The organism is Amycolatopsis sp. NPDC005003 (assembly GCF_053600695.1).
The window spans coordinates 1-22,537 of the sequence record NZ_JBSGAI010000050.1; the positions used below are offsets into that span (position 1 = coordinate 1).

A 22,537-nucleotide genomic window follows, 5' to 3' on the forward strand; every position below is an offset into this window, starting at 1 on the left:
CGGTACGCCGTGCCGTCCGGGGCGACGAGGTCGAGGACCAGGTCACCGCGGTAGGTGTGGGTGATGTGCACCTCGACCTTGGTGGTGGCAAACCCGAATTACCACTCACGAGGCCCGGAAGCAGCCTGAGATGTGGTCGTCGACCATGCCGGTGGCCTGCATCAGCGCGTAGCAGGTCGTCGGGCCGAGGAAGACGAAGCCGCGCTTCTTCAGCTCCTTCGCCATCGCCTTGGACTCGTCCGTGATCGCCGGGACGTCCGCCATGGAGGCGGGCCGCGGGTGCGACGCGGGCGCGAACGACCACAGCAGGTCGTCCAGCGGGGTGTCCAAAGACGCGATCGCCTGCGCGTTCTTGATCGCCGCCAGGATCTTCGCCCGGTTCCGCACGATCGACGCGTCCTGCATCAGCCGCTCGACGTCGGCCTCGCCGAACTTCGCCACCTTCGCCGGCTTGAACTGCTTGAACGCCTTCCGGAAGCCCTCGCGCTTGCGCAGGATCGTGATCCACGACAGGCCCGACTGGAACGACTCGAGGCACAGCCGCTCGTAGAGCTCGTCTTGGCCGTGGAGCGGCGTGCCCCACTCCTTGTCGTGGTAGTCGGCGTAGTCCGGGGTCGAATTGCCCCAGCTGCACCGCGCGACGCCGTCGGCGCCGATCAGCTCACTCATCCCCACCCACCGAATAGTTCTCCGCGAACCGCGCGAACCGCCGCAGCGACTGGCGCACCCCCAGTGCGAACGCCGGCCGCACGACCGGCCAGCCGAGCCGGCCCAGCGGCCCGAACGGCAGCCGCAGGTGCTCGGCCCAGACGAACGTCGAGCGCGCCGCGCCCTTCGGGACGACCTGGAACACGCCGGTCCCCTGCACGAAGCTGCCGAGGTGCCGGACGCCGCACCGCACCGGCGGCTCCCAGCTGGTGATCTCCATGGTGTCGGTGAAGCCGACGCCGGCCACGCCGGTGAACGCCGACAGCCGCGAGCCGACGCTGCGGCCGTTGCCCTCGACCACCTCGACCTCGGTGCCGAGCATCCATTCGCCCTGGCGCGCCCAGTCGGTCAGCGCGAGCCAGGTCGTCCCGGCCGGGGCGCGGACGTCGACCGAGAGGATCAGGTCCGTCACGGGGAAGCCTCTGGCGAGTTCTCGCGTTCGCGTTCGCGCTGCTCCAGCTCGGCGACGCGGGCGCGCAGCTCGTCGAGCTCGACGCCGAGCCGCCGCATCACCCAGTCCACTTCGGACATCTTGTAGCCGCGCAGCACCAGCTGGAACCGGACCTCGGTGAGGTCCTCGCCGGTGATGTCCTCGGCGGGCAGCCGCGTGGGCGAGCTGCCCGGCGGCAGCGGGGCGAGCTCCTCACCCCGGCCGAACACCACCGCGGCGAGCAGGAACACCACGGCCGCCACCAGCAGCATGACTACGAGGTAGATCAGCGCGGTCGTCACGCGACGATCGTGGCATACCCACCCCAGGAACGTCTCGCGAGCACGACGAGCCGGATCGAAAGCGCCACCCAGGCGAACATCAGGAGCGCGCACGGGACGCTCAGGAACAGCCGCGAGACGTCGACGACGCCGGTCGCCGCGATGAGCAGCCCGATGGAGCCGATGTTGACGCCGACCGCGAGCGCGATCAGGACCCCGCAGAACCGGGCGAGCCCGGTGCCGTCGAGGCGGCGGCTCAGCCAGCGGATCCCGAGCAGGGCGACCAGGCCGATCACCGGTACGAGGAACACCGCGCCGTGGGAGACCCGCGTGATCACCATGTACCACTCGGGCGACGGCGTCGACAGCTTCGTCCATTCGCCGAAGGTGAGGATCCGCGCGTAGTCCCACGCGATCTGCATCGCCGGCACGCCCAGCACCAGCTTCCACAGCGTGCGGACGCCGCTGAGCATGCCCAGCTCGGCCTGGTAGTCGCGGGCGACGACGGCCGCCGGGCCGAAGTCGGCGACCGCCCGGCGCTGCGCGTCCTCGTCGCTCCACCCGCCCGCGCGATAGGCGTCGGCGGCGTCGTGGAGCCCGTCCCGGGCTTCCTCGAGCAGGTCGGCTTTGAGCCGGCCGCAGCCATGCAGCCTGCGGTCCAGCTCCCCCAGGTATTCGTCGATCATGTCCCCAGCACTCCCCCGATGACCGTGGTGAACTCCCGCCACTCGGCCCGTTCCGCCGCCAGTGCCTGCTCGCCGGAGCGGGTGAGCCGGTAGGTCCGCCGCTTGCGGCCGGACACGACGTCCCATTCGCTGGCCAGCCAGCCGGCCCGCTCGAGCCGGCGCAGCGCCGGGTACACGGTGCCGGTGGGCAGGTCGAGCGCACCGTCGCTGCGCAGCTGGAGCGCCTCGATGATCGCGTAGCCGTGCAGTTTCCGGCCGTCGAGCACGGCCAGCAGCAACGCGTCGAGGTGTCCGCGCAGGGTGTCCGCCTTCATGGGTATGCAGTCTACACGTCGGCTCGCTACATGTAGGCAGGCTATGTGTAGCCTGTCTACATGAACGCTCTTCCGATCGCGAGACTCCAGTTCGCGACGACGACCTCGTTCCACTTCTTGTTCGTGCTGCTCACGCTGGGGCTGGTCACGCTGGTGGCCGTGATGCAGACACGCTGGACGCTCGGCGGCAAGCCCGAGCTCCTGCGGATGACGCGGTTCTGGGGCCACCTGTACGTGATCAACTACGCGCTCGGGATCGTCACCGGGATCGTGATGGAGTTCCAGTTCGGGCTGACCTGGACCGGCCTGTCCGCCTTCGCCGGCGACGTCTTCGGCGCGCCGCTGGCCATCGAGACGCTGGTCGCGTTCTTCCTCGAGTCGACGTTCCTCGGCCTGTGGATCTTCGGCTTCGACCGGATGCCGAAGTGGCTGCACCTGGCGCTGATCTGGCTGGTGACGCTGACCGCGTACGCGTCGGCGCTGTTCATCATGGTGGCGAACTCGTTCCTGCAGAACCCGGTCGGCAGCCACGTCGAGAACGGCACGCTGCGCCTCGACGACTTCGGCGCGCTGTTCGCCAACCCGGCGCTGGCCGCGTCGCTGCCGCACGTGCTCAGCGCCGCGCTGGTGACCGGCGGGTTCTTCGTCGTCGGCGTCAGCGCGTGGCACTTCCTCAAGCGCACCACCGAGGTCGAGTTCTTCCGCCGGTCGATGCGGATCGGCGTCGTCGCGGCGCTCGTCGGCTCGATCTTCGTGGTCAACCAGGGCTTCGCGCAGTTCGGCGAGCTGGCGAAGTACCAGCCGGACAAGCTGAAGGACGCCGTCGTCGGGTGGCCGCTCGGCATGATGATCCTGCTGGGGTTCGTCATGTTCCTCTGCGCGCTGCTGGGCGCGTTGCTGCTGGTCCGGAACTGGCTCGCCAAGGCGCGCTTCCTGCACTACCTGATGGTCGCGGCGATCCCGCTGCCGTTCGTGGCCGCGATCCTCGGCTGGCTGGTGCGCGAGCTCGGCCGCCAGCCGTGGCTGGTGTGGGGGAAGCTGCGCACCGCCGACGCGATCGCGGACGTCCCGGCCGGCCAGATCCTGTTCTCCTTCATCGCTTTCACCCTGCTGTTCGCCGCGCTCGCGGTGGCCGACTGGGTGCTCATGGCGCGCGTCGCCAAGCGCGGCCCGGAACCGGTCGAAGCGCCCGCCGAACTGCCCGTCCTGAGCGGAGTCTGACCGATGGCGACCTTCTGGTGGTGTGTCCTGGGCCTGCTGACCTGCGGCTACTTCGCGCTGGCCGGCTACGACTACGGCGTCGGCATGCTCCTGCCCGGGTTCGAGGCCGACGAGCGGAAGCGGCGGCAGACGCTCGGCGCGCTGGGGCCGTTCTTCCTGGCCAACGAGGTGTGGCTGGTGGCGGCCGTCGGCCTGCTGTTCGGGGCGTTCCCGCACCTGGAGGGCAAGCTCTTCGCCGGGGCGTACGTCCTGGTCGTGACGCTCCTGCTCGGCCTGGTGACGTTCACGGCGTCGATGCAGCTGCGCAGCCGCCGCCCGGACGCCCCACGCGGCGCCTGGACGGCAGGCATCGTCGGCGGCGCGCTCGTGACGGCGCTGTCGTGGGGCCTCTTCCTCGGCAACCTGGCGGTCGGGCTGCCCCTCGCCCCCGGCGGCTCGCCTTCGGGGGACGTCCTCGCGCTGTTCTCGCCATACGCGGTGCTGTGGGGGCTCGGGTTCGTCGCGTTGTTCTGCCTGCAGGGTGCGGCGTTCCTGGCCGTGCGGGCGCCGGCCGAGCTGACCGGCCGGGCGGTGCGGCTGGCGCGCGCTTCTTCGGCGCCGGTGCTGGCGTTCCTCGTGATCGCCGCGGGGTGGGGCTCCTTCGCGCTCGACGGCGTTTCCGTGCTCGGCGCGGTCGTCGTCGCGCTGGCTTTCGCGGCTTTCGCCGCCGCCCGGCTCGGCCTGGCGGCGGGGCGGTACCGGGTCGCGCTCGTCGGGTCGATGGTGCTTTCGGCCTGTCCGGCGCTGCTCGTCGGGACGCTGCGGTTCCCGACCGTGCTGGCGTCGCCGTCGTACGCGCTGACGCTCGAGGACGCGGCGACGGCGCCGGAGACGTTCGCGGTGCTGGCCTGGTTCGCACCGCCCGCGGTGCTCGTGTTGCTGGTGGTGCAGTGGCTGACCTGGCGTGCGCACCGCCGTCCCGTCGACCAGCGTTCGCTGCTGCACTTCTAGGGGGACGCCGTGCCTGCGCTGCCCGGACTCCGGCGCTACCTGTTCTCCTTGAGCCTGCTCGGCGTGCTCACCGCGGTCTCGGTGCTTCTCCAGGCCGAAGGGCTCGCCACCCTGCTGACCGGTGACGGCATTTCTCCAGCTCTGGTCGTGGCCGTCGCGGCGCGGGTGACGCTTTCGTGGGCCCAATCGGTCCTCGGTGGACGGTTCGCGGCGTCGGTTCGCGGCGCTCTGCGGCTGCGGCTGCTGGAGTCCGCTTCCGACCGCGCGGGCGTGGTCGCGACGCAGATCACGCGCGGTGTCGACGCCACGGACAGCTACCTGACCGGGTACCTGCCGTCGCTGGTCGTGTCGGTGGTGGTGCCGCTCGCGGTCGTCGTGCGGCTGTTCACCACGGACCTGGCGTCGGCGCTGGTCGTGGTCGTCACCCTGCCGCTGATCCCGGTGTTCGCCGTGCTGGTCGGGAAGCACGCGAAGGCGTCGGTGCAGTGGGAGCTGCTGACGAAGCTGGGCGGGCACTTCCTGGACGTCGTCCGCGGGCTCGGGACGTTGAAGGTGTTCGGCCGGGCGGCCGCGCAGGCGGCGACGGTGCGTTCGATGGCCGCCGCGCACGCCGACGCCACGATGAAGACGCTGCGGGTGGCGTTCCTGTCGGCGCTGGTGCTGGAGCTGGTGGCGACGCTTTCGGTCGCGCTGGTCGCGGTGCCGATCGGGTTCCGGCTGCTGTCGGGCGGGCTGGACGCGCGGGTGGCGTTGTCGATCCTGCTGCTGACGCCGGAGGCGTACCTGCCGCTGCGGGCGGCGGGCGCGAAGTTCCACGCGGCGGCGGAGGGGTTGACGGCGTTGCGGGAGGCCCTCTCCGTGCCGCTCGTCCGTTCCCGGCCGGCTGTCCTCACCCGGCGGCGGGGTGCGCCTTCGGTGGTCTTCGACCGGGTTTCGGTGGCTTACGACGGGGTGCCGGCGTTGTCCGAAGTGGACTTTGAAGTGCCTTCCGGTTCGCGCGTGGCCCTGGTGGGGCCGAGCGGGTCGGGGAAGAGCACGGTGCTGGCGGTGCTGCTGGGATTCGTGACGCCTGTTTCGGGCCGGGTCCTGGTGGACGGCGTGGATTTGCGGTCGCTGTCTTCGCCGGACTGGCTGGCCGACGTGGCGTGGGTGCCCCAGCGGCCGACGTTGTTCCGGGGGTCGCTGGCTTCGAACATCGCTCTCGGTGTCGGCTCGGTAGAGGTCTCTTCGGCAGACGTTGCTTCGGCGGCCCGGGCGGCGGCTCTGGATGCGGTGGCGGCGGGGTTGCCCCGGGGGTTCGACACGCCGGTGGGGGAGCTGGGCTCGGCGTTGTCGGCCGGCCAGCGGCAGCGGGTGGGGCTGGCGCGGGCGCTCGCCCGGACTTCGGCCGGGCTGGTGCTGCTGGACGAGCCGACGGCCCGGCTGGACTCCCGGACGGAGTCGGCGGTGCTGTCGGCGACCCGGCGGTTGCTGCCAGGGCGCACGGCGGTCCTGGTGGCCCACCGCCCGGCGATGATCTCCCTGGCGGACCGGGTGATCGAGCTCCGCGGCGGCCGGGTCCACACGGAGGTGGCGGCGTGATGTCAAGTTCACCATCCATGGGTAGGCAGTCGTCCACCAACCTCACGACTCACCTGCGCGGGCACTGGCACATCGAGAACCGGCTGCACTGGGTCCGCGACACCGCCTACCACGAAGACACATCCCGCTTCCGCACCCGAACCGCACCCCGCGCCACGGCCACCCTCCGCAACCTCGCCGCCGCCACCGACACCCCGGCAGGGCTCGCGGTGGATGGCAAATCCCTGCACGGCACCTTCGCCCGCACCGGCGGCGCAGGGGCCCACCTGCTGTCCGCGCTGACCCATCGCAACGGAACCGTGCCGGCCCAACGGCAGGTCACCGCCGGGACCAGCGAAATCAGCTGGAGACAGCTTCTGCTGGCCACCCCCGACCTCACTGGTGTCGTGGTCACCGCCGAGGCCCTGCACACCACCCGCGGCTTGGCCCGCTACCTCGCCCGCCACCAGGCGCACTACGTATTCACCGTCAAAGCAAACCAGCACCGGCTGCACTGGGTCCGCGACACCGCCTGCCACGAAGACACATCCCGCTTCCGCACCCGAACCGCACCCCGCGCCACCCTCCGCAACCTCGCCATCAGCACACTCCACAGCGGCCGGGTCCATAGGGAGGTGGCGGCGTGATGTCAAGTTCACCATCCACAGGCCGGCAGTTGTCCACAGATCGCCGAACGGCCCTTGTTTCCGGGGCGGCGCCGGTAGGATGGAACCGGGGACGCCCCCCGGGAAGGGCGGGGGCTGCTTTCGGTGTCTGGGCGGTGTCCACAAAGGATTTCTGCCGCCTCCTCCGCGCCGCCCTTCTGGGCGCCGCGGCCGAACTCGCCGCCCTTGCCCTCATGGCCACCGCCGCCTGGCTGCTGCTGCGCGCCGCCGAACGACCTCCGCTCGGCGACCTCACCGTTGCCATCGTTGCCGTTCGGACCCTCGCGCTGCTCAGGGGTGGCCTGCGGTACGCCGAACGGCTCGCCGGGCACGAGGTCGTCCTCCGGTGGCTCGGGTCGCTGCGGGCCCGCGTCTACCAGGCCCTGATCCCGGGAACCCGGTACTCCGGCGGCGACCTCCTCACCCGGCTGGTGTCCGATGTGGACGCCCTCCAGGACGCCGTCCTGCGGTGGCTTCTGCCCGCCGGGGTTGCCGGGGTCGTCGGCGCGGTCGCCGTCGTCGTCACGGCCACCGCATCGATGCAAGCAGCCGGGGTGCTCGCCGCCGGGCTGCTGGTGGCCGGGGCGCTCCTCCCGTGGCTCGTCGTCCGGCTCACCGCCGAAGCCGCGCGGGAGAACGCCCCGAAGCGGGCCGAACTCGCCGAACGTGCCGTGGAGCTCGTCACCGGGCGCCGGGAGCTCGTCGCCGCGGGCGCGCTCGACGAGCACCAGCGCCGGGCCACGCACGTCGTCGACGACATCGCCGCCGGTGAACGGGCGAACAGCAGCAAGACGGCCCTGCTCACCTCCGCCGGGGTGCTCGTCCAGCTCGGCACCACCGTTGCCGTCGCCCTGCTGTGCGGCGCATCACGGCCCTCGACCGCCGCGTTCACGCTGGCCGCCCTCGCGGCCTTCGAGGTCGTGCTCCCGCTCATCGGAGCCGCTCGGCGCGTGCCGGAGATCCGGGCCTCCGCCTCCCGGGTGCGCGCCGTGCTGAGCGAACCCCCGGTACCGAACGGGACCCGGATCGCCGGGGAAGGCCATTTCCGGCTGGAGAAAGCCGGCGTGCGCCACCCCGGGCGGGCGCCCGCGCTCAAGGACGTCGACCTCGACCTGCCGCCCGGCAAGCGCGTCGGGATCCTCGGCCCCAGCGGTGCCGGGAAGACCACCCTGCTGCGGCTGCTGCTCGGCAGCCGCCCCGCCACCGACGGCCGGGTCACCCTCGACGGCCACCCGCTGGGCGACTACGCCGGCCTGCCCGCGATCATCTCGGGCGCCGAGGCCGACGCCCACGTCTTCCACACCACCGTCCGCGAGAACCTCCTGCTCGCCAAGCCGGACGCGAGCGACGAAGAACTCCGGGCAGCCTGCGAGACCGCCGGGTTCGACCTGGACCTCGACCGCGACACCGGCCCGGACGGCGAGGCGCTGTCCGGTGGCCAGCGGCAACGGCTGGTCCTCGCCCGGGCCGTCCTGGCCGCGCCGAAGGTCCTAGTGCTCGACGAGCCGGTCGAAGGCCTCGACCCCGCGCACGGCGACGCCGTCCTGAAGCGAGTCCTCGCGCAGGCGAAGGGCAGCGTGGTGCTCGTCACCCACCGCCCCGAGCACCTCGACGGCTTCGACGAGGTGCTCACCCTCGAGGACGGGCGAGCACTTCCCGCATCGGCGGCCGGTCGGCGACGCGGACCTCCGTGACGTCCGGCAGCCACTCCTCGCCGACCTGCACGAACTGGGTGAACGGCGCGTCGGCGGCCGGGACACCGCAGCGGCTCAACGCCGTGCCGAGGATCTGGCGGGACATCACGCCGAGCTGGGGCAGCGAGCGGTTCCGGTGCTTGCGGACGCCGAGGTTGACCTGCGCGAGCCCGTCGAGGCCGTAGCGGGCCTCGGCGTCGAGCAGGAGCCCGATCTCGACGCCGTAGCCGGCCGCGAACGGCACCGACTCGAGGAACTCGCGCGTGCCCGCGTACTCGCCGCCGAGCGGCTGGATCAGCCCGCCGAGGGCAGGCCGCAACGCCGAGAGCACCGGCCGCGCCAGCAGCTCGGTGACGCGCCCGCCGCCGGAGCTCTCCAGCCGCAGCGGGCGGCGGTAGAAGCCCTTGACCAGGTGGACGCCGCTTTCGGTGACCAGCGGCCCGAGCAGCGACGGCACGAACGCCGGGTCCGGGCCGACGAGGTCGGAGTCGAGGAAGACGACGAAGTCGCCGCTGGTCGCGGCCAGCGACCGCCACAGCACCTCGCCCTTGCCGGGCACCGGCGGCAGGTCCGGCAGGACGTCTTCGCGCCGCACGACCCGCGCGCCCGCGGCCTCGGCGACCCGCGCGGTGGCGTCCGTGGACCCCGAATCCAGCACGACCAGCTCGTCGACGACCGAGCCGACCAGCGGGCGCACCGACGCGACGACGTCGCCCACGGTCCGCTCTTCGTCCAGGGCCGGTAGCACCACCGAAACCGTCCGGTCACCCTTCGCGGCCATGATGTCCCCGGGCGTCCAACCGGGTTCCTGCCACGTACGCCGCTCGAACCAACTCACGAGTCACGATCGTGCCATGCTGGGGGCACTGCCACGGAGGAGGAGGACCACTTGATCGCGCTGCTTGTCCGGTTCGTGCTGGGACCGCTCGTCAGGGCGGTGTACCGGCCCGAAGTGCACGGTGTGGAGAACGTGCCCACCACGGGGCCGGTGCTCCTGGCGGCCAACCACCGCGCCGCCCTCGACACCGGCGTGATCACCTTCGCGACCCCGCGGCAGGTCAAGTTCCTCGGCAAGGCCGAGTACTTCGTCGGCAAGGGCCTCAAGGGCAAGGCGCTGGCCGGGTTCCTCGGCGGCCTCGGGTACGTCCCGGTCGAGCGCGGCAACGCCCAGGCCGGGCTCGCCGCGCTGGAGGCGGCCCGCAAGGTGCTCGACGCGGGTGGGGTCTTCGCGATCTACCCGGAGGGCACCCGCTCGCTGGACGGCCGGCTGCACCGCGGCCACACCGGCGTGGCGGCGCTGGCCCTGGCGACCGGCGCGAAGGTGGTGCCCGTCGCGCTGACCGGCACCGAGAACCTCCAGCCGAAGGGCGCGAAGATCCCGCGCCTGGCCAAGATCGGCATCACGTTCGGCAAGCCGCTGGACTTTTCGCGCTACGAAGGCCAGGACTACGCGCCCGCGATCCGCCGCTCGGTCACCGACGAGGTGATGTACGCGATCCTGGAGATCTCCGGCCAGGAGTACGTCGACACCTACCACAAGCGGCCGAGCGAAGGCGTGGCCTGACCGTCAGCCGAGCACCTTCACGACGACCTGCTCGTGGTCGACCGTGTAGGCCAGGTACTCGAACTCCAGCCCGGCCCGCTCCACGTGCTCCAGCCACGCCCGGTGCTCGTGCTCCTGCCAGCCGCTGTAGTTGAAGTACTCGTCGAACACCACGATCGAGCCCGGCCGCAGGCGCGGGCCGACGAGGTCGAGCACGGTCTTCGTCGAGGAGTACAGGTCGCAGTCGACGTGCAGCAGGTCCACCGGCCCGGGGTGCTCTTCCAGGAAGCCGGGGAGCACGTCGTCGAACCAGCCGACGACGAGCTCGGCGCCCGGCACGTCGGGGAGGCTGTCCATGTCGAACGTCCCGGCGGGGTACCCCGAGCGCCAGGTTTCCGGCAGGCCCTCGAACGAGTCGAAGCCGTACACCGACTCGCCGCCGCGGGCGTTGGAGATGATCTTCAGCGTGGTGCCCGAGTACACGCCGAACTCGAGCGCCAGGCCGCCTTCGGGAGCGAGCGACAGGCCATACTCCAGCGTGCTGTGCGGCGACGGGAACGGCCGGGCGGACTTCATGTGGTCCCGGACGAACGCGGCACTGCGCTGCGCGGCCTCGGCTTCCCCCGCGAACTCCAGGTCACGGCGGACACGGTGCTCGACGTGGCCGATGTGCTCGATGACCCGTTCGACCACCCGGCCGGCCTGGCTGCTGGTTTCCGCGGGCAGCTGCCGCCGCAGCTCGGCGACCTCCCGGCTCAGGTCGTCCAGCTTGGCCGACTGCTCCGCGAAGTACCGGCCGACCGCTTCTTCGACCGCCCGCGCGACCTTGTCGCGCAGGGAACGGCGAAGCCGGTCGGCCCGCAGGCTCCGGCGGATGAGGTCGCGCATGGCTATGTCCTTCCGATCCACGTCCAGGCTCCGGTCCGCGACGCTCACACCCTCATCGAGGAGGGCAGCAGGGTCCGCATGATCCGGCGGCAGGGCTCTTCGACGAACCGGTACACCAGGTGGGCACTCAGCACCGCCAGCCCGATCGCCACGAGCACGGTAAGCCGGTACGGCCAGCTCTGCCACCCGGACAGGTCATCGGGGATGACGAACTTCGTGGAAATCACCTTGCGTGCCAGGTCGAGGAACAGCCAGTGCACCATATACAGCGCGAAGGAGATCTTCCCGCCCCACACCAGCACCCGGCCGGCCAGCAGCCGGGTCGCGGGGTCCCGGCGGCTGACCGCCAGCGAGCCGATCAGCAGCAGGAACAGCGGCACCACGATCACGGTCTCGGTCGAGCCCCACATCAGGTGGCCGTTGATCCGCCAGTCCTGATCGAAGCGGAACCGCGGCGCCGGGTCCCACCGCTGCACGGCGTAGACGACCACGACGATCGCCAGCAGGATCGCGGTCGGCTTCAGGAACCACGGCAGCTTCACCGTCGCGCCGTGCCGCATCACCAGCAGGGCGACCACCGCCCCCGCGAAGAACTCGCTGAGCACCCGCAGCGGGACGATCCCCGCGACGATCGTGTCGCCGTTCCACAGCAGGTCGCTGCCGTCCTGGAACCCCATGCCGATCACCACCATCGGCACCACGAGGATCCCCGCGGTCACCAGCAGGGCCCGGGTGCTGACGTGGACGAGCATCCGGGCCAGCAGCACCACCAGCACGGTGAAGACCAGGTAGGCCAACCATTCGGCGCTCAGCGACCAGTCGACCGGGTTCCAGTCGTGGTGGGCCGTGCTCCAGGCGTGCACCAGGAACACGTGCGAGAGGAAGCGGGACGGGTCCAGCGCACCCTGCAGCCGCCCGTCGTTGTTCGCCTCCAGCGAGAAGGCGTGGTAGGCCCCCCACACGAGCAGCATGAAGAACAGCACCGGCCAGATCCGGGACAGCCGCAGCCACAGGAAGCCGGCCATCTTCTTCGGTCCCCAGTTCTCGGCCATCCGGTCGAGGTGGGTGAAGGTCAGGATGAACCCGCTGAGCACGAAGAACAGGTCCACCCCGAGGTAGCCCACGTTGAACAGCGGGACCAGCGGGTAGAGGAACCCGAACGACTTCAGCAGCTCCGGCCGGAAGTGGAAGGCGAGCACCCACAACGCGGCCACCGCGCGGATGCCGGTGAGCTGGCCGATGTGCGCCCCCGGCCGGGCGGACCGGGCCGGTTTCGCGTCGGTCTTCGGCGTCGCGGCGACCCCGTCGGCGGCGACGGCCGCCACCGGCGCCGCCGACGACGGGCTCGCCGTCAGCACACGGCCGTTTTCTGCGTCCATCGTCGGGCTTCCTCCGCGGTTACGGGTGTTCGATCTGGGCCGGCGAGCTCGGCCGGGTCACTTCCGGCTGACCACGGAGAAAACCACACGCCCCGGTGCGCTCATCGAGAGGGTCCGCGCTTGCAGCGGCCGCCCGGCCAGCGCGACGGACGGGTCCTGCGGCGCGGAGACCATCAGCGGCGCGTCACTGTGCGTCCAGGGCAGCCGGAACGACTCGCCGTCCAGGCCGGCCGACAGGTCGCCCGGCTTGAAGAGGAACCCCCACACCTTCTCGGTCAGCGACTGCTCCGGGTACACCCGGGCGACGACCACGCCGTCGGCGGCCGTGGGCACCGGGACGGACTGCCCGGCGGCCACCTGCGTGCTGGACAGCTCCCGCTCGGCGCCGCAGCGGTTCGGGCCGCGTTCGAGCAGCAGCCACTTGTCCGTGGAGTCCACCATGGAGTAGCGGCAGGTCTCGGCGAGCTCCGCGCGCGGCGGGTCCCAGAGCGCGAACCGGCCGTCGAGCGTCGTCCGGGTGTTCTCGCGGATGATGAACCGGGGGGCGTTGGCGTCGTCGGCGATCCAGGACTCGTTCATCTTGTCGAGGAGCTCGGTGTAGGCGCCGTAGTTCAGCAGGGTCGGCGGGATCGCCGCGTTCAGGTTGTAGGTCCAGCCGATGGCCTGGTCGAACGGCTCGGCCCGGACCGATTGCGTGCCGATCCGGGTCAGGAACCGCTGCGGGATTTCGGTGCGCTGCCGCAGCTGCGCCCGCGCGTCCTCCTGGACGGCGTCCCGGTGCGAGCCGGAGGCGACGATGGTGGCGCCTTCGGCGAAGGTGTGCAGGGACCGCGCCGGGTCGATCACCCACAGGCCGCCGCCGAAGCTGGCCGCCTGTGCCAGCAGCGAGATGGCCGCGACCACCGCCAGCACCGCGCTGCGCCGCAGCACGGCGACCAGCACGGCGAGCGCGAACAGCACGGCGAAGTACTGCGCGGAGTGCGAGTCGTGCCGCACGAACCCCTGCTTGAACAGCAGCCAGCCGCCGGCCAGCAGGCCCAGCCACAGCGGCCAGCGCGAGCCGTCCGCCTTGATCCTGGCCACGGCGACGGCCAGCACGATCGTCACCGCGGCGGCGACCAGGTACTCCCACGCGGCGTTCGTCGGTTCCAGGCCCATCGACTGCGCGTGCCCGCTGCCGACCGAGAGCGCGCGGACGACGTACTGCACCACCTGCGTCGGCGGCTGCCCGGCGACGATCCAGAGCAGGATCAGGCCGACGAGGCCGGAGACCGCGAACTCCGCGAACTCCCGCAGCCGCCTGCCGGGCCGGACGAGCACCGCGCCCAGCACGATGGGGCCGCACATCAGGCCCACCGAGAACTTGGTCAGCAGCATGGCGGCGACCACCAGGCCCATGACCACCGGGAACGACCGTTCCGCCCACTTCGGCAGCAGGCCGAGGGCGTGGCAGATGGCCAGCACCGCGACGAACCCGGGCGTGGCGGTGATGACGCTGGTCAGGGGCACGATGCTGAAGCTGAGCGCGATCACCCCGCAGGCCACCCACGCCCACCGGGTGCCGATCCGGCCGCGGAACGCCTGGAAGCAGGCGGCGAGGCAGCCGGTCGTGAACACGAACCAGAAGAGGAAGCCGACGAGCACCTCGGCCCGGACCGTGGTGGACGGGATCGCCAGGAAGTACAGCGGCCCGTAGGTCGTCGAGATCCGGTCGCCGAAGCTCAGGCCGAGGTGCCGCGCCATCGCGATCAGGAGGCCGTAGTCGTAGTCGCCCTTGGGTTCGATGGGCGAGAACGCCGGCAGCTGCCAGGTGAGGACGGTGAGCAGCCCGCTGATCAGGAGCGTCGCCCGCGAGGGGGCCTCGACGACGAGACGCCAGGCCCGGAAGCGCTCGGTGAGCCGCCGCGACCCGGTGGGCCGGGCGGCTTCCTCACCAACGGGGGCGTCTTCCTGGCCGGTCACCGGCGCTGGGTCCTTGACCAGGTCTTTCATCGTGGTTCTCCTGAAGGGCGGCACGACCCGCGGCACCGGCCGCGGGGACGGATCCGGGCGGGTTTCAGAGCACCGAGCGCGGGAACTTCGGCTTCGGGTCGAACTTCACACCGCGCAGCAGCGCCTTCACGATCCGCAGCCGCAGCGACCGGGAGACGTGGCCCTGCGCCATGCCCTTGAGCACGCGGACGGCGAACCCGGCGGCCGCGAACGGGCTTTCGTGGTGCAGCCGGTAGGAGAGCTCGTTGCGGGCGCCGTACTCGTACTTCCAGACGTTCTGGTGGTTGATCTGGCCGAAGTTCACGCCCCGGTTCTCCGGGAGGTCGTGCACGACGACGCTGGTCAGCACCTGGACACCGGGCGCGGCCTGCGCGACGCGCAGGGTGTACTCCATGTCGTCGAACCAGATGAAGTAGTCGGTCAGCGGCAGCCCGAAGCGGGTCAGCGTCCAGCGCGGGATCAGCACGGACACGAACGAGCAGTGGTTGACCAGCACGGCCTGCTGCCCGAGCGAGAGCAACCGCCCCCAGTCCCAGGTCGTGCCCGGGTTGTTCATCTCGCAGATGCCGCCGTCGGTCCACTTGACCACCGAGCAGGCGAACGGCATCTGGTGGCCGAGGGTCTGTTCGGCCTTGTCGAGCCCGTTGACCATCTCCTCGAGGGCGTCCGGCTGCGGGTAGCAGTCGTCGTCCATGATCCAGAGGAAGTCGGCGCCCAGCTCGTAGCCCTTGGCCATGCCCGCCGAGAAGCCGCCGGCGCCGCCGGTGTTCTCGGTCAGGCGCAGCACGGTGACCCGCGGGTCGGTCGCGTACGACGCGAGCAGCGTGTCGGTGCCGTCCGTCGACGCGTTGTCGACCACCACGAGCCACTCGGGCGCGTGGGTCTGGGCCAGGATGTGGTCGAGCACCTTGCGGAGCTTGTCCTTGCGGTTGTAGGTGACGACGACCGCGGCGACCTTGTTCACTGCTTCCACCCTCGGTACAGCTCCTCGGCCCAGGCGCTGGCCTTGGGCAGTTTGGCAAAGGCTTCGTTCTTGGCGGCCTGCTCCTCGAACCAGCGCTTGCGCTGGTCGGGCGAAGACATCATGGTCCGGATCTTCTCGGCCGCCTGCCGGACGAAAGCGTACGGGTGCCGCGGGGCGAGCAGTCCCTCGGGGACCACCGAAGCCTGCGAGCCGACGTCGGAGGAGAGCACCGGGACCCCGGCGGCGGTCGCCTCGAAGGTCGTCAGGGTCAGGCCCTCGTTCTCCGAGGTGATGACCAGGACGTCGGACTCGGCCAGGGTGTCCTTGACCGGGTGGTCGGCCGCGCGGACCTCGAGCACGTCGGCCAGGCCGAGCCGGCCGCGCAGGGCGTGCACCTCGTCCGCGAGCGGGCCGTCGCCCTGGACGATGAACCGCACCGGGACCGGCGACGACTTCTTGAGCTCGGCGGCGAGCTTCATGAACACGTGCGGCCGCTTCTGCTGGTGGAAGCGGCCGATGTAGGTCACCGTGAACGGCGTGGTCTTCGCCTCGGTGCCGGCGGTGCCCGAGGTGATACCGGCCGTGGTGGCGTTCGCGAGGGTGGCGAGGACCACCTTGTCCGCCGCGATGCCCTGGCGGTGGATGAGGTAGTCGCGCAGCTGCGGGGAGATCACGTGGTGCTGGTCGATCATCGCCGACACCTGGACGGCGTGGTCGACGAAACCGCCGGTCCGCCACTCCAGGACGTGCTGCGAATCGACGACCGGGACGTCCGGCCAGACCGACTTCACCCAGGACAGCCGGTCGTAGAGCCAGGTGTTGTGGTGCACGTGGATGCCGCGGATGTCGAAGGCCGTGAACAGCCCGCTGAGCACCTGGGAGTCGGTGCCCAGCTTGATCGGGTGGGTGATCGGGACGAACACCACGTCGTCGAACTCGGGCCGGGTGATCCACGGGTGGGCCGAGTCCCGGTCGGTGATGACGATCGGGACGAACCCGGCCTCCTTGGCGAGCTGGATGCAGTCCAGCGCCCAGCGCTCCGCGCCGCCGAGCTCGAGCCAGTGCAGGCCGAACATGATGGCCGGCGGGGCGGTGGTGGCCGCGCGGTGGTAGTTCGTGTTGCCGGCGACCGGCAGCCGCCGCGGCAGCTGCGTGGAGCGCATGCGCCGCTCGACGACGTCGGTCCGCAGCTGGCGCAGGTGGTCGTACTGGAACGTCGCCCGCGACCGGACCAGCTTCTTGGCCTTGCCGATCGGGCCGCGGAGCTGCTGGTAGCCGTTCTGCACGACCGGCTTGCCGCCGACGTCGATGACGAGGTCCACGAAACCGCCCGGCGCCTGCGTGCCGGGTTCGGGCGCGACCAGGCTGCGCACCACCACCGAACCGACCGACTCGCGGTCCTGGGTCCAGCCGATGTGCAGGCAGCGTTCGTCGCTCAGCGACGGGTAGCCGAAGTGCAGCGCCCGGACGACGGTCAGGCGCAAGGTCGCGCCGCGCCGCACCAGGGCGTGGTAGTTGGCCGCGCCGATGACCAGCCGGCGCTCCCGCTCGTCGAGGGCACCGTCCCCGACGAGACCGACGCCACGGTCATCGACTACTTCGAACGTCTCAGTCAGCAACTCGGTACCCACGCCCGCCCCATCAGTCTGTTTCCCTTTCGGAAAGCTTTGACCAACCACGAAACATTGCTGCCACGAAGCTGGCGGAAAACGGTATTCCCGGCTTCGGGGCGAGCGCCGAACTGACCCCCGACGGCGCTACACGGAACCACACTATAGGGGGCAAAAGTCACCCATCTGCGCGCGGGTTCCGGTTGCGGACGGTGACTACACATTCGGCCAGCAAACTCGAAGGATCCTACCTGAATCGCCACGCAGCTCGTTTCGGGCCGCCGAACCGGGCCGACTGGGCCGACCGCGCCGGCCGGATCCGCAGGTCGGGGCGGCCCTGTGCGCCTTCGCCGGGCCAGCTGCGGTCCGAGGCGCCCGCCGCTCGTCACTTTTTGTTGCCGCAGGACAACTCACGCGGATTTAAAGCGCACGAATTGCACAACGGCGTTGCCGAAACACGCCGGTAACACCGGCGAATCTCCGCCCCCGTGCCGCCCGCCGCGCGCCCGCGCCGGAGCCGCCGGTTCCGGCGCGGGACGTCGGCCGGCCGATCAGATCCCCGGCGCTTCCTTCGCCCACTTCGGCGGCGCGGGCGGCTCGTACGTCTCGAACCGGTCGAGCAACGCGGCCGGGTCGGCGTCGGCGAGCAGGAGCTGCCGGTAGCCGTCCTTGAGGAAACCCTCGGTGACCATGTGGTCGGCGAAGGTCATCAAGGGCGCGTAGTAGCCGTCGACGTCGATCAGGCCGATCGGCTTGCCGTGCAGGCCGAGCTGGGCCCACGTCCAGACCTCGAACAGCTCTTCCAGGGTGCCCGCCCCGCCCGGCAGCGCGACGAAGCCGTCGGAGAGCGCCGCCATCTTCGCCTTGCGCTCGTGCATGTCCGCGACGACGTGCAGCTCGGTCAGCCCGGCGTGGGCGATCTCGACGCTCGACAGCGCCTCCGGGATCACGCCGATCACTTCGCCGCCCGCGGCCAGCGCGGCGTCGGCGACCACGCCCATGGTGCCGACGCTCGCGCCGCCGTAGACCAGCCCGATGCCGCGCTGGGCCAGCAGCTTCCCGAGCGCGGCCGCCTGCTCGGCGTACCGCGGCGAGAAACCCATCGACGACCCGCAGAAAACACAGATCCGCCGCATCAGTGCGTGTCCTCCCACGCCTGGTAGGACTCCTGCACCACGCGGACGGCGTCGTCGATGTCGTCGGTGACGTGCAGCAGGTCGAGGTCGTGCGGGCTGATCTTGCCTTCGGCCAGCACCGAGTTCTTGATCCAGTCGTAGAGCCCGCCCCAGTAGTCGCTGCCGAACAGCACCACCGGGAACTTGGTGACCTTCTTGGTCTGCACCAGCGTCAGCGCCTCGAACAGCTCGTCGAGCGTGCCGAAGCCGCCGGGCAGGCAGATGAAGGCCTGCGAATACTTGATGAACATCGTCTTGCGGGCGAAGAAGTAGCGGAAGTTGACGCCGAGGTCGACCCACGGGTTCAGGCCCTGTTCGAACGGCAGCTCGATGCCGAGCCCGACGGAGAAGCCGCCGGCCTCGGCCGCGCCGCGGTTGACCGCCTCCATCGCGCCCGGGCCGCCGCCGGTCATCACGGCGAAGCCGGCGTTGGCCAGCGCGCCGCCGATCTTGCGGCCGAGCTCGTACTCCGGGTTGTCACGCTTGGTGCGCGCCGAGCCGAACACGGTGACCGCGCGCGGGACCTCGGCGAGCGCGCCGAAGCCCTCGACGAACTCGGCCTGGATCCGCAGGACCCGCCACGGGTCGGTGTGCACCCAGTCGCTCGGGCCGCGCGAGTCCAGGAGCCGCTGGTCGGTGGTGCTGCCCTGGTCGCGGCGGTCGCGGCGCAGCACGACCGGGCCCTTGTGCCGCTCCACCGGGCGTTCGGGGTACTGGCCGTCCGGCCATTCAGACTGTTCGCTCACTTCCCCATGCTACGGCCTCGCCGCCAGGGAGAATGCGAGAAGCGCGGTCGAGGTGAAGTCGATGGCGGGCTCGTTGCTGGGCCATGAACTCAGGTCGTCCGCGTAGCGACTTCCCTGGCCGTCGAAGGGTTCATACGGACGGGTGCATTCCTTCGCCCCCGCCGGGAAGGACAGGTCGGCGAAGTTCCCCTCGCCGTTCGGGCCGTTCACGACCGCGCCGTAGAGCACTTTCGACGGCCCGGCGAGGTTGGCGGCCTGGTGGTGGGGACACTGCGGGGACGTCGTACCGGCGCCGACCACCAGCGAGACGCCCCAGGCGTTGGCCCCGAGGGTGAAGTTCCGTTGCTGCGCGCCGAACGCGGCGTACCGCGCATCGCCGGTGACGCGCTGGTACAGCCGGGCCGTCGCGGCGAAGCCGAAGCTCTTGCTGGCGGCGTCGAAGTCGGTGATGTCGACGGCCGTCCGGAATGGACTCGTCTTCGCCGCCTCGACGCCGGAGTCGAGCTGGCGCCGCAGGTCGGCGGCCAGGTCGCGGACGCCGAGCGCCGCGCCCGGGACGCCGCTGCGCAGCAGGACGGCCAGGTCGGCGTGGGCGAGCGCGCTGGTGTCGTAGAGGTTCAGCGTGCTCGTGTCGCCGCTGCCGATGTACGCCTTCGCCCACTTCGCCGCGTCACGGGCCCAGCCGTTCGCGCGCGGGTCGTCCAGCGCCCGCGCGGCCAGGGCGAGCTGGGTCGCCCCCAGCTCCAGGTCGTCCTCCCACGACGATTCCGGGTAGTAGGCGTGCGGGAACGCGGTGACGAGCTCGCCGACACCGGACGTCTTGGCCTGCGCGAAGACCACCGCCGCCTCGGCGAGGTAGTGGCGGGCGAGCCGCGGGTCGCGGTGGGCGTACACCTGCGCGCCCAGCGCGAACGCCGCGGCGACGCGGCCGGCGAGGTTCGGGGACAGCGGCGCACCCGCCGGCGCCGCGGGGAACACCGGGCGGTACTTGACGAAGTAGGCCGGGTCGCCGGGCTTGACGTCGAGGGCGTCGTCGTCCTGCGGGTTGCGCCAGACGTCGTGATCGCCGAGGAAGCCGAACTCCTCGCTGCCGGTGCCGATGCCGACCTGGGCGTAAAGGGTCTTCGTGCGGCTGTCCCAGACCTTGTCGAGCCAGTCGAGGCCGAACCGGACCTCCTTGGCCAGCACGGGATCGGGGTCCTCGCGCAGCACGAACCCGAGCTCGGCCAGCGAGTACGCGGTGTTGGAGGTGAACTTGACGAAGTCGCCGGCGTCGACCCAGCCGCCTTCGACGTCGACCGGGCCGCCCTGCGGCTTCAAGGGCTCGACGATCTCGTCGCCGCCTTCGCCGGCGAACTTCGGCTCCGCGTAGACGGTCGCCGTCCGGTCGGCCAGGTGCGAAGGCTTGCGGTCGAGCCGGCCGGGGACGACGTCGTGGCCGTCGCGCTGGGCTTGGAAGAACTCGGTGGTGGCGCGCACGAGCGGGCGGAACAGCCGTCGCGCCGTGTCGATCCGGAAGGGCGGCGACGTCGCACCCGCCGCCTTGACCCGGTACGTGCCCGGTCTGTCCAAACCGGACAGGTCCAGGTCGAACACCGCCGGGTAGCGCGCGTTCCAGGCGCCGAGGCTCGCGCCGGTGCGGCCTTCGCGGACCGGGTGGCCGCGCTCGTCGACGACGGTGAACTTCCCCGCCGCGCCGCCGAGCAGGTACGCGTGCTTCGCCTCGCCCAGTGCGTAGCCGACCTGGTCGACCCGGACCTCCGCCGGAGCGGGCGCGGCCTCGGCCGGTGCGGCCGCGAGGGGCACGGCGAGCGCGGCCGCCGTCGCGAGGGGAAGCAGGCGCATGATCGGCCTCCGCTTTGTTAGGAAAGTTTCCTATTTAGCGGAGAACGCTATCCCGGTGCGGCCGGAGGCGTCAATATGTCCGTTTCCGCGGCCGCCGCACCGATGACCTACCGTGGGGAGATGACCGAACCGCTCGGCGCGCGGATCCGGCGGTTGCGCACCGACCGCGGCTGGACCCAGCGCGAGCTGGCCGAGCCGGGCTACGACCGGGGCTTCCTGGCGAAGGTGGAAACCGGCAGCCGCCCGCCGTCGGAGGAGATGCTGGCCTACCTGGCGCAGCGGCTCGGCCTGACCGTCGACGAGCTGCGGTTCGGCCGCCCGCCCGGCGTCGCCGACGAGCTGCGCGCGGCGCTGGACGAGGGCTACCGCGACCTGGAGCAGGGCCGGATCGCCGTCGCGGAGGAGCGGTTCGCCGCGGTGGGCAAGCAAGCGGCGGGCTACCACCTCGACGACGTCGAGTGCTACGCCAGGTTCTGCCAGGCAGAGGTGAAGTGGCAGCTGTTCGACGTCTCGGGGGCGCAGCGGGCGCTGGAGCACGCGGAGGAGCTGGCCGGGGCGGCACCGCCGTGGCTGGCGGCGATGATCGTGCACCGGTGGTCGGGCTGCCGGTTCCAGAGCGGCGACCCGGGCCCGGCGATCGCCCGGATCGAGGCCGGGCTGGCGGCGGGGCCGGCCGACCCGGACGCCGAGCTGTGCCTGCTCACGGCGTTGATCCACCCGCTGGTGGAGATGGGCGGCCTGCACCGGGCCCGCCGCGCGGCCGAGGACGGCCGCCGGCTGGCGCGGGCGGCGACGCGGCCGGACTTCGTCGCGCGGTTCCACCGGCAGGCGTCGCAGGTGTGGCAGGCGACCGGCCACGCCGACCGGGCGGACGAAGACCTGACCGAGGCGTGCCGGCTGTTCGCGTCGGTGGGGTTCGACCGCGACGCGGCCCGCTGCCGCTGGGCCCGCGGCTACCTGCTGCGCCACCTGGGCCGGCTCGACGAGGCCCGCGCGGAACTGACGGTGGCCCGCGACCAGCTGGCGGCGATCGGCGCGGACGAGGGCTTCGCCGGGGCGACGCTCGAACTGGCCGAGGTCCGGCTCCGGCAGGGCGCGCCTTCCGAAGCGGCTGCGCTCGTGGCGGAGGTCCGGGAGCTGCTGTCCCGCGACGTCGAGTCGCTGGCCGAGGCGACGAGCCTGCTGGGCCAGACCGCCGCGGTCCAGGGCGACGCGGAGACGGCGGCCCGGCTGCTGCGCGAGGCGTTCGAGATCCAGACGCGAGCATCCCTGCACGGCGCGGCGGTCTCGACGGCCCTCCGGCTCGGCGACGCGCTCCGACAACGTGGTCACCTCGACGAAGCCATCGAGGCCTACTGCCGCGGCCTCGACTCGGCCGCCACCGACACCTGACCGTGTCGCCCCTCCAATCACGCATGATGCCCCTCCAATCACGCGAAATGCCCCTCTGATCACGCGCGATACCCCTCCCGCCGCCGGAACTCGCGTGATCCAAGGCGGAACTCGCGTGATCGAGCGCGTAACTCGCGTGACTGGGCGGGTATCTCGCGTGTCTGGAAGGGCATCTCGCGTGTCTGGAAGGGCATCTCGCGTGCTTGGGGGGTCGACACGGGCGGACCAGTGGGCTTGGTGGTTCGGGCCGGGGGAACTTCCTACGAAAGTCTGGTGAATTGGTTCAGACCAGTCTGGCGGGTGGCCTGGACCTGGGGTTTTGGTCCGCGGCGGGCGATCGTGGCCGGGGTGCGCTGCTCCGTTCGGCCCATTGACCCGCGTGGGGGTGGAACCTTTACTCGGACGCGTCCGGGGCGATAACAGCAGTTATTGCGCCGGGCACACTCCTCCCCGG

The 22,537-nt window shown here is 71.4% G+C and carries 21 protein-coding genes and 1 pseudogene; 7 read left to right on the forward strand and 15 right to left on the reverse strand.

The features are described from left to right. From ACWED2_RS39800 to ACWED2_RS39825, 6 genes and pseudogenes are all read right to left on the reverse strand, one after another. Positions 1–86 (reverse strand): annotated as a pseudogene (locus tag ACWED2_RS39800) (proprotein convertase P-domain-containing protein); the annotation flags it as partial. 19 nt (positions 87–105) lie between these two features. Next, positions 106–669, reverse strand: a complete 564-nt coding sequence (locus ACWED2_RS39805) for a DNA-3-methyladenine glycosylase I (protein ID WP_449695687.1) — start codon at positions 667–669, stop codon at positions 106–108. Continuing rightward, complete coding sequence (locus ACWED2_RS39810; protein WP_449695688.1) at positions 662–1,120, reverse strand: SRPBCC family protein; 459 nt, start codon at positions 1,118–1,120, stop codon at positions 662–664. Before ACWED2_RS39810 ends, ACWED2_RS39805 begins: the two co-directional genes overlap by 8 nt. Next, complete coding sequence (locus tag ACWED2_RS39815) at positions 1,117–1,440, reverse strand: DivIVA domain-containing protein (protein ID WP_449695689.1); 324 nt, start codon at positions 1,438–1,440, stop codon at positions 1,117–1,119. The genes ACWED2_RS39810 and ACWED2_RS39815 overlap by 4 nt, the downstream gene beginning before the upstream one ends. Then, complete coding sequence (locus tag ACWED2_RS39820) at positions 1,437–2,105, reverse strand: permease prefix domain 1-containing protein (RefSeq protein ID WP_449695690.1); 669 nt, start codon at positions 2,103–2,105, stop codon at positions 1,437–1,439. The genes ACWED2_RS39815 and ACWED2_RS39820 overlap by 4 nt, the downstream gene beginning before the upstream one ends. Next, complete coding sequence (locus ACWED2_RS39825; protein WP_091304396.1) at positions 2,102–2,419, reverse strand: helix-turn-helix transcriptional regulator; 318 nt, start codon at positions 2,417–2,419, stop codon at positions 2,102–2,104. The genes ACWED2_RS39820 and ACWED2_RS39825 overlap by 4 nt, the downstream gene beginning before the upstream one ends. 60 nt (positions 2,420–2,479) lie before the next feature. Here ACWED2_RS39825 and ACWED2_RS39830 point away from each other — a divergent pair, with 60 nt between their 5' ends. The 5 genes from ACWED2_RS39830 to cydC all read left to right on the forward strand — a co-directional run bounded on the left by ACWED2_RS39830 (position 2,480) and on the right by cydC (position 8,549). Then, positions 2,480–3,640: a cytochrome ubiquinol oxidase subunit I gene (locus tag ACWED2_RS39830; RefSeq protein ID WP_449695691.1), complete on the forward strand. Its 1,161-nt coding sequence runs from the start codon at positions 2,480–2,482 to the stop codon at positions 3,638–3,640. Positions 3,641–3,643: 3 nt separating this feature from the next. Further along, on the forward strand, positions 3,644–4,630 hold the full coding sequence (locus ACWED2_RS39835) for a cytochrome d ubiquinol oxidase subunit II (RefSeq protein WP_449695692.1): 987 nt from the start codon (positions 3,644–3,646) through the stop codon (positions 4,628–4,630). Positions 4,631–4,639: 9 nt separating this feature from the next. Next, the gene (cydD, locus tag ACWED2_RS39840) at positions 4,640–6,211 is read left to right on the forward strand and encodes a thiol reductant ABC exporter subunit CydD (RefSeq protein ID WP_449695693.1); all 1,572 of its coding nucleotides are present in this window, start codon (positions 4,640–4,642) and stop codon (positions 6,209–6,211) included. 17 nt (positions 6,212–6,228) lie between these two features. Beyond that, positions 6,229–6,837, forward strand: a complete 609-nt coding sequence (locus ACWED2_RS39845) for a hypothetical protein (RefSeq protein WP_449695694.1) — start codon at positions 6,229–6,231, stop codon at positions 6,835–6,837. Between the two features lie 134 nt (positions 6,838–6,971). After that, complete coding sequence (gene cydC / locus ACWED2_RS39850; protein WP_449695695.1) at positions 6,972–8,549, forward strand: thiol reductant ABC exporter subunit CydC; 1,578 nt, start codon at positions 6,972–6,974, stop codon at positions 8,547–8,549. Here cydC and ACWED2_RS39855 read toward each other — a convergent pair. Next, positions 8,485–9,387, reverse strand: a complete 903-nt coding sequence (locus ACWED2_RS39855) for a glucosyl-3-phosphoglycerate synthase (protein ID WP_449695696.1) — start codon at positions 9,385–9,387, stop codon at positions 8,485–8,487. The two genes, cydC and ACWED2_RS39855, sit on opposite strands and share 65 nt — an antisense overlap. A gap of 51 nt (positions 9,388–9,438) precedes the next feature. Here ACWED2_RS39855 and ACWED2_RS39860 point away from each other — a divergent pair, with 51 nt between their 5' ends. Continuing rightward, positions 9,439–10,113 (forward strand): lysophospholipid acyltransferase family protein, encoded by a 675-nt coding sequence (locus ACWED2_RS39860; protein WP_449695697.1) that lies wholly within the window; start codon positions 9,439–9,441, stop codon positions 10,111–10,113. Positions 10,114–10,116: 3 nt separating this feature from the next. On the opposite strand, the gene ACWED2_RS39865 is transcribed toward ACWED2_RS39860, so the two are convergent. The 8 genes from ACWED2_RS39865 to ACWED2_RS39900 form a co-directional block, all read right to left on the reverse strand. Then, a complete protein-coding gene (locus tag ACWED2_RS39865; protein ID WP_449695698.1) occupies positions 10,117–10,980 on the reverse strand; it encodes a class I SAM-dependent methyltransferase in 864 nt (287 codons plus the stop codon). Between the two features lie 44 nt (positions 10,981–11,024). Further along, the gene (locus ACWED2_RS39870; RefSeq protein WP_449695699.1) at positions 11,025–12,359 is read right to left on the reverse strand and encodes an acyltransferase family protein; all 1,335 of its coding nucleotides are present in this window, start codon (positions 12,357–12,359) and stop codon (positions 11,025–11,027) included. Between the two features lie 57 nt (positions 12,360–12,416). After that, entirely contained in the window at positions 12,417–14,351 is a 1,935-nt protein-coding gene (locus tag ACWED2_RS39875) for a hypothetical protein (RefSeq protein ID WP_449695700.1), read from the reverse strand. A 64-nt stretch (positions 14,352–14,415) separates the two neighbouring features. Beyond that, a complete protein-coding gene (locus tag ACWED2_RS39880; protein ID WP_449695701.1) occupies positions 14,416–15,324 on the reverse strand; it encodes a glycosyltransferase family 2 protein in 909 nt (302 codons plus the stop codon). Continuing rightward, entirely contained in the window at positions 15,312–16,946 is a 1,635-nt protein-coding gene (locus ACWED2_RS39885) for a glycosyltransferase family 4 protein (RefSeq protein WP_449695702.1), read from the reverse strand. Before ACWED2_RS39885 ends, ACWED2_RS39880 begins: the two co-directional genes overlap by 13 nt. A 530-nt stretch (positions 16,947–17,476) precedes the next feature. Beyond that, positions 17,477–18,061 (reverse strand): LOG family protein, encoded by a 585-nt coding sequence (locus ACWED2_RS39890; RefSeq protein ID WP_449695739.1) that lies wholly within the window; start codon positions 18,059–18,061, stop codon positions 17,477–17,479. Further along, the gene (locus ACWED2_RS39895; RefSeq protein ID WP_449695703.1) at positions 18,061–18,846 is read right to left on the reverse strand and encodes an LOG family protein; all 786 of its coding nucleotides are present in this window, start codon (positions 18,844–18,846) and stop codon (positions 18,061–18,063) included. The genes ACWED2_RS39890 and ACWED2_RS39895 overlap by 1 nt, the downstream gene beginning before the upstream one ends. 9 nt (positions 18,847–18,855) lie before the next feature. Further along, on the reverse strand, positions 18,856–20,691 hold the full coding sequence (locus ACWED2_RS39900; protein WP_449695704.1) for a glycoside hydrolase family 9 protein: 1,836 nt from the start codon (positions 20,689–20,691) through the stop codon (positions 18,856–18,858). Between the two features lie 102 nt (positions 20,692–20,793). On the opposite strand from ACWED2_RS39900, the gene ACWED2_RS39905 reads away from it, so the two are divergent. After that, entirely contained in the window at positions 20,794–22,083 is a 1,290-nt protein-coding gene (locus tag ACWED2_RS39905) for a helix-turn-helix domain-containing protein (RefSeq protein ID WP_449695740.1), read from the forward strand. The last annotated feature ends 454 nt before the right edge of the window (positions 22,084–22,537 follow it).

What these genes read in the sequence shown, in the direction of transcription:
- ACWED2_RS39825 (WP_091304396.1), bottom strand. Translation starts at nt 2,419, where the DNA reads ATGAAGGCGGACACCCTGCGCGGACACCTCGACGCGTTGCTGCTGGCC.
- ACWED2_RS39835 (WP_449695692.1), top strand. Translation starts at nt 3,644, where the DNA reads ATGGCGACCTTCTGGTGGTGTGTCCTGGGCCTGCTGACCTGCGGCTAC.
- ACWED2_RS39820 (WP_449695690.1), bottom strand. Translation starts at nt 2,105, where the DNA reads ATGATCGACGAATACCTGGGGGAGCTGGACCGCAGGCTGCATGGCTGC.
- ACWED2_RS39870 (WP_449695699.1), bottom strand. Translation starts at nt 12,359, where the DNA reads ATGGACGCAGAAAACGGCCGTGTGCTGACGGCGAGCCCGTCGTCGGCG.
- ACWED2_RS39875 (WP_449695700.1), bottom strand. Translation starts at nt 14,351, where the DNA reads ATGAAAGACCTGGTCAAGGACCCAGCGCCGGTGACCGGCCAGGAAGAC.
- ACWED2_RS39805 (WP_449695687.1), bottom strand. Translation starts at nt 669, where the DNA reads ATGAGTGAGCTGATCGGCGCCGACGGCGTCGCGCGGTGCAGCTGGGGC.
- ACWED2_RS39890 (WP_449695739.1), bottom strand. Translation starts at nt 18,061, where the DNA reads ATGCGGCGGATCTGTGTTTTCTGCGGGTCGTCGATGGGTTTCTCGCCG.
- ACWED2_RS39905 (WP_449695740.1), top strand. Translation starts at nt 20,794, where the DNA reads ATGACCTACCGTGGGGAGATGACCGAACCGCTCGGCGCGCGGATCCGG.
- ACWED2_RS39830 (WP_449695691.1), top strand. Translation starts at nt 2,480, where the DNA reads ATGAACGCTCTTCCGATCGCGAGACTCCAGTTCGCGACGACGACCTCG.
- ACWED2_RS39900 (WP_449695704.1), bottom strand. Translation starts at nt 20,691, where the DNA reads ATGCGCCTGCTTCCCCTCGCGACGGCGGCCGCGCTCGCCGTGCCCCTC.
- ACWED2_RS39845 (WP_449695694.1), top strand. Translation starts at nt 6,229, where the DNA reads ATGGGTAGGCAGTCGTCCACCAACCTCACGACTCACCTGCGCGGGCAC.
- ACWED2_RS39865 (WP_449695698.1), bottom strand. Translation starts at nt 10,980, where the DNA reads ATGCGCGACCTCATCCGCCGGAGCCTGCGGGCCGACCGGCTTCGCCGT.